This window comes from Streptomyces sp. CBMA156 (assembly GCF_014596515.1).
Classification (GTDB): domain Bacteria; phylum Actinomycetota; class Actinomycetes; order Streptomycetales; family Streptomycetaceae; genus Kitasatospora.
The window spans coordinates 1-9,422 of the sequence record NZ_MSJQ01000200.1 but is presented as its reverse complement, the minus strand read 5'-3'; the positions used below and the strand labels follow the sequence as shown (position 1 = coordinate 9,422).

General features: G+C 74.9%; 6 protein-coding genes and 1 pseudogene. 6 read left to right on the top strand and 1 reads right to left on the bottom strand.

Going from position 1 to position 9,422, the window contains the following annotated elements; translation table 11 throughout:
* Positions 1 to 818, top strand: an 818-nt coding sequence (locus BU198_RS16710; protein WP_188297647.1) for a TetR/AcrR family transcriptional regulator, incomplete at its 5' end; no start/stop codon positions are given.
* A gap of 35 nt (positions 819 to 853) precedes the next feature.
* On the opposite strand, the gene BU198_RS16705 is transcribed toward BU198_RS16710, so the two are convergent.
* Positions 854 to 1,165, bottom strand: coding sequence for a hypothetical protein (locus tag BU198_RS16705; protein WP_188297646.1), 312 nt, complete (start codon positions 1,163 to 1,165; stop codon positions 854 to 856).
* A gap of 248 nt (positions 1,166 to 1,413) precedes the next feature.
* On the opposite strand from BU198_RS16705, the gene BU198_RS16700 reads away from it, so the two are divergent.
* The 5 genes and pseudogenes from BU198_RS16700 to BU198_RS16680 form a co-directional block, all read left to right on the top strand.
* Entirely contained in the window at positions 1,414 to 3,324 is a 1,911-nt protein-coding gene (locus BU198_RS16700) for an ATP-binding protein (RefSeq protein ID WP_188297645.1), read from the top strand.
* A gap of 61 nt (positions 3,325 to 3,385) precedes the next feature.
* Positions 3,386 to 5,767 carry a hypothetical protein gene (locus BU198_RS16695; RefSeq protein ID WP_188297644.1) on the top strand — a complete coding sequence of 794 codons (2,382 nt, stop codon included), beginning with the start codon at positions 3,386 to 3,388 and terminating at the stop codon, positions 5,765 to 5,767.
* Between the two features lie 140 nt (positions 5,768 to 5,907).
* A complete protein-coding gene (locus BU198_RS16690) occupies positions 5,908 to 6,561 on the top strand; it encodes a DedA family protein (RefSeq protein WP_188297643.1) in 654 nt (217 codons plus the stop codon).
* A 206-nt stretch (positions 6,562 to 6,767) separates the two neighbouring features.
* Entirely contained in the window at positions 6,768 to 8,495 is a 1,728-nt protein-coding gene (locus tag BU198_RS16685; protein ID WP_317620156.1) for a threonine/serine exporter family protein, read from the top strand.
* Positions 8,496 to 8,585: 90 nt separating this feature from the next.
* A pseudogene (locus tag BU198_RS16680) lies at positions 8,586 to 9,422 on the top strand (hypothetical protein); the annotation flags it as partial.

The following is a 9,422-nucleotide window of genomic DNA, read 5'->3' as shown; positions in this document are numbered from 1 at the left end:
CGGCGCTGCGCCGCGAACTGCGCGCCGACCTCGCCCTGATGGTCGCGGTGCTGCGCGCGGAGCGGCCCGGACTCACCCCCGCCGACGCCGAGTTGCTCTGCTGGTCGGCCCTCTCGGCGTGCGCCGGGCTCTCCTACCAGTCGGCGGTGCCCCAGCCGCGCCGGGCCGAGGCGCTGCTGCGCGAGGTGGTCGCGGCCGTCCTCGCGGTCTCCCTGGACGGGACGGCCGCGGGGCCGACCGTCGCCCCGGTGCCGGCACCCAGGCCGCGGGCGCGCCGGGAGGAACTGCTCACCGCGGCCGTCCGGCTGTTCCACCAGCGCGGCTTCGACAACGTCAGCACCGACCAGCTCGGCGCCGCCGTCGGCATCTCGGGGCCCAGCGTGTACCGGCACTTCGACAGCAAGGCCGAGCTGCTCGCCGCCTCGCTGGTGCGCGGCCGGGAGCGGCTCTGGCACGAGGTGGACGGCGCGATCGCGACCGCCGCCGGGCCCGGGGCGGCGCTCGCGGCCGGGCTGGGCGCGTACGTCGGCTTCGCCCTGCGCAACGGGGACTACCTGGGCGCGATGCTCAGCGAGACGGAGCGGCTGGCCCCGCCGGACCGCAGGGCCGCGGTGGACTTCCGGCGGGACTTCCTGCGCACCTGGGTCGGCCTGCTGCGGCAGGTGCACCCGGAGTCCGACGCGGCGGCCGCCCGGATCCGGGTGCACGCGCTGTTCGCGCTGGTCAACGACGGGGTGCGGAACCGTCCGCACAGCGCTCGGCCGGACCTCGGGGACTGCCTGCTGCGGCTCGGCCGGGCGGTGCTGGGGCTCTCCTGAGCGGCCCCTCGCCGGGGCTGGGGGAGGGCGTGCGGTCAGCTGCCCCCGCCGTTGCCGTTGTTCTGGTGGGCCTCGACGCTCCCGGTGTTGCCGGTCACCGCGAGGCCGTTGTCCTGGTTGCCCGCACCCGCACCCGAACCGGTGGCCGTCTGCTGGGTGTTGACCACGTTGCCGTGGACGTTGCCGATGATGTTGCCGGAGCCGGAGTCGTTCACCGTGCTGCCGTTGGAACGGTCGGGCGCGCCGGAGCCGGCGCCGTCGTCGGCGTGGGCGGTGGCGGCACCGGCACCGAGGAGGAGGAACGCCCCGAGGGCGGTGACGGCGGCGGCTGCGCGAAAACGGGACACGCTGGTCTCCCTGACTGGAGGTGCGAAATGGTGGCGCCGTCCGGAGTGGCCGCTCCGGCGCACCGTGGCCTGACGTCGCCCGTCCAGCATTCACCGGCGCGGCGGGCGAACTCCACCGGACGGGTGACAATTCCCCCGATGGTGGAGGACCGGTCGATCCGGGGTTGACGGTGCTCGTCCTTGCGTCAGGAACGCCCCGAGGACAAAGAAATGGTCGCCGGATAGTCGCACTGGCACACTGAGGACCCATGTCTGAAGGTGCCCAGCCCGAGCCCACCCCCGCCGAGGAGCTGCGGACGACCGAGGTCGATCTCGGCGGCCTGGTGAACGTCCTCGCCACCCACCTCTACTCCACCCCGCTGGTGGCCCTGCGCGAACTCGTCCAGAACGCGCACGACTCGCACACCCGCCGGCTCCTGGAGGACCCGGACGGCGACCACCGTCCGCTGATCCGGGTGCGCGCCGACGCCGCCCGGCGGACCGTCGCCATCGAGGACACCGGGGCCGGCCTGACCGAGCCCGAGATCCACTCCTACCTGGCCACCGTCGGCACCGGCTACACCAGGATGCTGCGCGACCTGACCGGCAACCAGGAGCTGATCGGGGCCTTCGGCCTGGGCTTCCTCTCCGCCTTCTCGATCGCCGACGAGGTCACCGTCACCACCACCTCGCACCGCGAGCCCCGGCTCGGCCACCGCTACCGCAGTCGTGGCGGCGAGCAGTACCGGGTCGATCCGGTGCCCGCCAGGCCCCGGCCCGGCACCGTGGTCGAACTGGCGCTCAAGGCCGAGCACCGCCACCTCGCCGACGAGGACCTGCTGCGCGACGTGCTCGGCCGGTACTGCGTGCTGCTGCCGATCCCGGTCCACGTCGGCGAGGACGAGCGGCCGGTCAACTCCGTCGAGGTGCCCTGGCGCACGGAGGCGGCGGGCGACCGGTACGCCGCCCGGATGCGCTTCGCCGCCGCCTTCGGCCGCCGCTTCGAACCGCTCACCGCCTTCCCCGTCCACCCGGTCGAGGGCGTCACCGACGCGGTCGGCCTGCTCTGGGTCCAGGACGGCAGCACCTACGGCAGCAGCGACAACCGCGACCTCGCCGTCTACCTGCGCGGCATGCTGCTCGCCGAGGACGCCCGCGACCTGCTGCCCGGCTGGGCCGGGTTCATCGGCGGCGTGGTCGAGTCCAACTGGCTCACCCCCACCGCCAGCCGCGAGGACCTCCAGCGAGACGAGCACTACCACGCGCTCGGGAAGGCCCTCACCGACGCCATCGTGGACGGCCTGTACGAGACCGCCAGGCTGCGGCCCGCCGCCTGGCGCCGCATCCTCACCCGGCACGGCAGCGACCTGCTCGGCGCCGCGCTCTGCGACGAGCGGCTGTTCACCCTGCTCGCCGACGACGTCCCGGTGCCCACCTCGCAGGGCGACCTGACGGCCGGCGCGCTGCGGGCGGCGGGAGGCGGCGCGGTGCACGTCACGCTCGGCAGCGGCGGCGGCTTCGAGGAGATGCTGTACCGGGCGATGCAGGTGCCGATCGCGCGCGGCGACCGCTACGCCGTCCTGCCGTTCCTGCGCCGCTACGCCCGGCTGCGCGGCTGCCGGCTGGTCGAGCTGGGCAGCGAGCAGGGCAACCGCGAGCTGTTCCGCGACCCGGAGCGCCCGCTGCCCGAGCACGAGTCGGCCTGGCTGGCCGGCGCCCTCGCCGACCCGGGCGAGCAGCTCGTCCCGGCCCGCTTCGACCCGCCGGGACTGCCGCTGGTGCTGGTGCCGGACCGCGAGGCCGAGCTGAAGGCCAGGATCGAGGACGACCAGGCGGACGCCCGGATACCGTCCGCCGCCCTGCGGCTGGCCCGCGCCTTCACCGCCCGCACCGACGGCGAGGTCAGGGCCAGGCTCTACCTCAACCTGGCCAGTCCCGCCGTCCAGGACCTGCTGGCCGCCTACCGCAACGGGCACACCGGCAGCGCGACCGCGGCCGGGCTGCTCCGCTCGCTCAAGGTGATCATGGCCGCGGCCTCGTCCGGCCCGTCCGGCGAGGGCGGTGACCTCACCGCCGCACTGGGCGGCATCGGCACCGCGGTCTCCGCCCTGACCGCCGCCGTGCCGGCCGGTCTCCCCGCGGTCCCGGACAGCCCCGGCGCCCTCTCGGAGGAGCCGTGACGGACGGACGGTCAGTGGGGTGCGGCAGACAACCCATCAGCACGACGCAGGGGGAACAGGCATGACCACCGACATCTGGGCCTGGGTGCGGGACACCCACCGGCAGCTGGCCGAGGCCGGCCACCACCGGCTCGCCGACGCCGTCGTCGAGCTGCCCGAGCACGCCACCGAGGGGCGCAACGAGCAGCTGGACGCGCTCTACCCGGAGGCGGTCGCCGCGGCGCGGGCGCTCGGCCTGCCCTGGGTCGAGGTCTACCTGCGGCACTGGCGGATGCAGAACCTGCTGAACAAGCGCCAGCAGGGCGAGGCGGCGCTGCCCGAGGCGGTCGACCTGCTGGACTTCGCGCACCGGGAGGAGACGGCGGGCTGCCCGCAGTCCGTCTGCGTGGTGCAGGACTTCGCGATCTGCCACGCCCGGGTCGACGGGCCCGGGTACGTGGCCGAGCGGCTCGCCGTGGTCGGCGAGACGCTGGAGCGGATCGAGCCCGACCGGGCCTGCTACGACTGCCTCTCCCGCGAGTACTCGGACGCCCTGGAGGACGACGGCCGGGCGGCCGAGGCGCTGGACCACCTGGACTCCGCGGCCGGCCGGATGCGGGCGGCCGGCCAGCAGGTCTCGCTCCGCTTCCACCAGGCCAGGGCCGGCACCCTGCACCTGCTGGGCCGGCACGAGGAGGTGCTGGAGCTGCTCGACACCGCCGAGCGGGCCGAGCAGGCACAGGGGCACCGGCTGGACGAGCGCGACCAGCGCTGGGGCGCGCTGCTGCGGGCCCGCGCGCTCGCCTCGCTCGGCCGCACCGAGGAGGCGCTCGCCCTGCTGCCCGAGCAGGCCGAGGCCGAGCGGCACGCCGACCTGCGCAGCGCCTGGACGCAGACGGTCGAGCTGCTGGTCGCGGCCGGCGCCCGGGAGAACGACGCCGGACTGGGCGCCGTGCTGGCCGGCTGGGTCGGGTACCTGGACGGCGTGGGCTCGCACCGCCCCTGCGTGGACCTGCTGCTGGCGGCCGGCCGGCTCGCGGTCGCCCGCGGCGCCCGTACGGTCGCGCTGACGCTCGCCGCGACGGGCGAGCGCAAGCTCACCCGGCTGCGGCGCACCGACGGCGTGTCGGAGCGGGTCGCGGCGCTGCGCGCGGCCGCCGAGGCCCTGCCGGAGCCCGAGCTGCCCGTCCCGCCCGGCGAGCTGACGGCCCACCTGGCCGAGGCCGGGGTGGACTACGAGACGGGCGCCGACCTGCTCTCCGCCGCCCTGGACCGGTACCGGGGTGAGCAGGCCGGCGCCACCGGGCTGACGCTGCTCCTGGCCACCGTGCTGGGCGGCCTCGGGCACACCCGCGCCGCGGCCGACCTGCTGTGGCGGTGCCTGGAGGACGACCCGGAGGACCGCGAGCTGACCGGCGCGCTCGGCGAGATGCTGATCGACGCCGGGGACACCGAGGGCATCCGCCGCCTGGCCGACCGGGTGGCGGCCTCCGCCCCGGCCGACGGGCACTGGATACGCGCCCGCTGGGCCGCCGCCGAGGGCCGCTGGGCCGAGGTGCTGGAGCAGTGCCGGGCGATCCTGGCGCTGGACGACGAGGTGCTCAACACCCGCCGCCTCGCCGCCCGCGCCGCCACCGAGCTGGGCGACCACGCCACCGCGCAGCGGCTGTACCTGGAGCTGCTGGAGCGCGCGGCGCCCGCCGGGGGCACTGCCGAGGGCACAGCTGAGGCCACCGCCGAGGAGGACGGCCACCGGACGGTCGGGGAGCCCGACCTGTGGCACCTGATCACCGCCGCCAGCGCCAACCGGGACTGGGCCGTGGTCCGCTCCACCGGTGCGCTGCTCGACATCGGGTTCGACGAGCCCGAGGGCCCGGTGGACGAGGAATGGCAGCTGGTCACCGTCCGCGCCACCCGCACCAACGGGTCGACGGCGGACCTGCCCGCCCTCCGGACCGGCCCGGCCACCGCCCGCATCCTGCCGGTGCTCGGCGACGACCTGACGCTCAACCACGGCGACCTGGTGGTCTTCGCCCCGGCCCTGCTGGAGCACCCGCCGGCCGAGGACGCCCCGGAGGAGGAGCGGCGGCACTGGCGCCCGGTCTTCGAGTTCCTGACCCTGCTCGACCCGGCCGGGTACACCACGTACTGGATCGACGGCGGCTGGCCCGGCGACGAGCCCTGGTCGGCCCTGCGCGAGGAACTGCACGCGGCCGGGTACGCGGTCTGGGCGTACAGCAGGGAGCAGTACCGGATCACCGACCCGGCGGACGGCGGCGACACCCTGCCCGGGATCTACGCGGCCCTCGGCGTCCCGCCGACCGCCGCGGCCGCCGAGGCCGACGCCCTGCTGCTGCGGCTGACCGACGGCTGGCCGCACCCGCTCGCCTGGCCGGCCCTGGCCAAGGCGGCGGGCACGGACCTCGCCCGGCACGAGGAGGTCGTCGAGCGCTACGGGCTCTGACCGGACGGTTCCCCGGCCCGGGCTCCGGGCCCCGGCCCGCGCGCGCCCGCTGGCCGGGGAACCATTCCGGACCGGGGCGAGTCTTTGTCAATGCTTTACTGTTTCATTGCTAAGACTCGACCTTCCGGAGTGCCCGCACCGTGACCAGCCTCGCCCTCGGCCCGTCCTGGCTCGATCCGACCCACCTGATCTCCACCTTCGGCCCGATCGGCATCCTGGCCATCGTCTTCGCCGAGTCCGGCCTGCTGATCGGCTTCTTCCTGCCCGGCGACTCGCTGCTGTTCACCACCGGCCTGCTGGTGGCCGACGGCACCTACCTGCACCAGCCGCTCTGGCTGATCTGCGTGCTGATCGTGGCCGCCGCGGTGGCCGGGGACCAGGTCGGCTACCTGTTCGGCCGCAAGGTCGGTCCGAGCCTCTTCCGCCGCCCCGACTCCCGGATCTTCAAGCAGGAGAACGTGGAGAAGGCCGCCGCCTTCTTCGACCGGCACGGGCCCAAGGCGATCGTGCTGGCCCGCTTCGTGCCGATCGTGCGGACCTTCACCCCGATCGTCGCCGGGGTGAGCAGGATGAACTACCGCACCTTCGTGGTCTACAACCTGGTCGGCGGCGTGCTGTGGGGCGGCGGCGTCACCGTGCTCGGCTACTTCCTGGGCCAGATCCCGTTCGTCCGGGACAACATCGAGGCCATCCTGGTCGGCATCGTGCTGGTCTCGGTGGTCCCGGTGGTCATCGAGCTGCTGCGGGCCCGCCGCTCCGGCGGGTCCTCCACCGCCCGCCACCGCGCCGGGTAGGCGCCCGCCGTCCCGTCCGTGGGACGCCGCGTACATGTGCGTCGCGCTTTTCGATCAGGCAAGGTGTAACCCGAGATCGAGCAGTGGCCGAAGGCCACCAGGGGCGGCAAGGAGCGGAAGTGCCTAAGCGGGGCCGACCGGGTGCGGGCAAGCGGGCGAGGGGAGGCCGGGCGGTACGACAGGCGCGGCAGGCCCCCCCGACACCGGTGCACCCCGCCGACGCCCCGCCCACCGAGGGCCTGCTCGGCCACCCCGCCCCGCCGGTCGAACCCACCACCGTCGTCCCGCTCGCCCCGCCCGTCCCGGAGACCAGGGGCCTGCTGGCCCCCGAGCCCGAGCCGGCGCCCGAACCCGAGCCGGTGGCCGTGCCGGGGGCCCGCCCGGAGGCCGGGCGCCCGGCCCGCCGCCGCTCGGTCGCCGAGGACACCCTGACCCCCGAGGAGTGGCGGGCGGCCGGCTACACCCCGCCCGACGGCATCCCGATCCCTGAGCTGACCGCCGGCGCCCCCGGCGAGGCACCCTGGCCGGACCGGATGCGCACCCTGCTGCGCACCCCGATGTCCGAGCGCCCCGCCTTCGAGCGCACCGCCCGCGACATGCACCCCGCCGCGGCCGTCACCCGCAACGTCCCGCGCATCCTCGACCTGACGCTGCGCATCGGCGAGCTGCTGCTGGCCAGCGGCGAGGCCGCCGAGGACGTCGAGGCGGCGATGCTCGGCATCGCGCACGCCTACCGGCTGGACCGCTGCGAGCCGCAGGTCACCTTCACCCTGATCGGCATCTCGTACCAGCCCTCGCTGGTCGAGCCGCCGGTCACCGCCGACCGCGTGGTGCGCCGCCGCACCTCCGACTACACCCGGCTCGACGCGGTGTACGCGCTGGTCGCGGACATCACCGCGGAGAAGGTGTCGGTCAACGACGCCTACCGCCGGCTCGCCGTGATCCGCCGCAACCGGCACCCGTACCCGGCCTGGTTCCTCGCCCTGACCACCGGCCTGCTGGCCGGTGCGGCGACCTTCCTGGTCGGCGGGCGGGCCGACGACAAGGGCTGGCTGGTGTTCGCGAGCGCCTTCGTCGCGGCCGTCCTCGGCGACCGGCTGGCCTCCGCGCTGGCCAGGCGCCGGCTGCCGGAGTTCTACCAGTTCGTGGCGGCCGCGATGCCGGCCGCCGCGTCCGGCATCATCCTCTCGCTCAACGACTGGGGCCTGCGCGGCTCGGTCGTGATCACCGGCGGCCTGTTCGCCCTGCTGCCCGGGCGCGCCCTGGTCGCCGCCGTGCAGGACGGCCTGACCGGCTTCTACATCACCGCCGCGGCCCGCCTGCTGGAAGTGATCTACCTGGTCGCGGGCATCGTGATCGGGGTGATGGTGATCCTCTACCTGGGGGTCGGCTTCGAGGCGAACCTGCGGCCGGACGAGAGCCTGGTGGGCGTCAACTACCCGCCGGTCCAGATGATCGCCGCGATGGTGCTGACCCTGGCCTTCGCGACGCTGCTCCAGACCGACCGCCGCACCCTGGCGCTGGTCACGGTCAACAGCGGCATCGGCTGGGCCAGCTACGGCGCGCTGGTCTACAACGCGGGCGTCAACCCGATCGCGGCGACCGGCGTGGCGGCCGGGCTGGTCGGCCTCTTCGGCCAGCTGATGGCGCGCTACCGCAACGGTTCGGCGCTGCCGTACGTGACCGCCGCGATCGGGCCGCTGATGCCCGGTTCGGCGCTCTACCTCGGGATGCTCGCCTTCGCCCAGGGGCACTCCAGCGCCGGCCTGGTGTCGGTCTTCCGGGCGGCGGCGATCGCGATGGCGCTGGCGGTCGGGGTGAACCTCGGCGGGGAGATCGCCCGGCTGTTCATGAAGCTGCCGGTCGGCGACGAGCGCCCGTCGCTCTACCCGGTCATGCCGCGCCGGGCGGCCAAGCGCACCCGGGGATTCTGACCGGGCGTCGGGCCCGGGGCCGGGTCCGACGCGGGCCCGGGGCCACGTCGGGGCAGGCAGGACGCAGGACCAGGAACGAAGGTAAGACCCATGACCACACTGCTGGACGGCTACCGCGAGCACATCGTCGGCGCGCACAAGCAACCGCTGTTCCTGCTGCTGGTCGGATTCATCACCTCCTTCGTCTTCATCCGGTTCAGCGTCCGGATGATCCGCGCCCAGGTGCGCTGGTGGCCGGGCAACGTGACCCCCGGCGGCCTGCACATCCACCACATGGTGTTCGGCCTGGGCTTCCTGCTGCTCGGCGGCATCGGGGTGTTCGCCACCTACGGCGGGCACCCGTGGATCGACTGGTTCGGGCTGGCCTTCGGCATCGGCTGCGGCCTGGTGCTGGACGAGTTCGCGCTGATCCTGCACCTGGACGACGTGTACTGGAGCGAGCAGGGCCGCAAGTCGGTGGACGCGGTGATCTTCGGCATCCTGTTCACCGCCCTGCTGCTGGTCGGGTACGTGCCGCTCGGCGTGGTGCCCGGCGAGGAGACCAGGTGGGGCCTGATCACGATCATCTCGGTGAACGCGCTGGCCTCGGTGATCACCCTGCTCAAGGGCAAGGTCTGGACCGGTCTGCTGGGGATCATGGTCCCCGGCCTGTCCTGGATCGGGGCGATCAGGCTGGCCCGCCCGAGCAGCCCGTGGGCCCGCTGGCGGTACGCCGAGCGCCCCCGCCGCCGGGCGCGCGCCCCCCCCCCCCCGCCCCCCCCCCCCTCCCCCGCCCCCCCCCCCCCCCCCCCCCCTCCCGCGGGCGGGGCCGGTGCCGCCTGCTCTGCGGGGCGACCAGGCCGGCGTCGAGCGCGGCCCGGGTGTCGTCGGGCGTGGACTTCACGGCTGCGGTGGTCACTTGGCGCCGTCCGCGAGCTTGTCGATGTC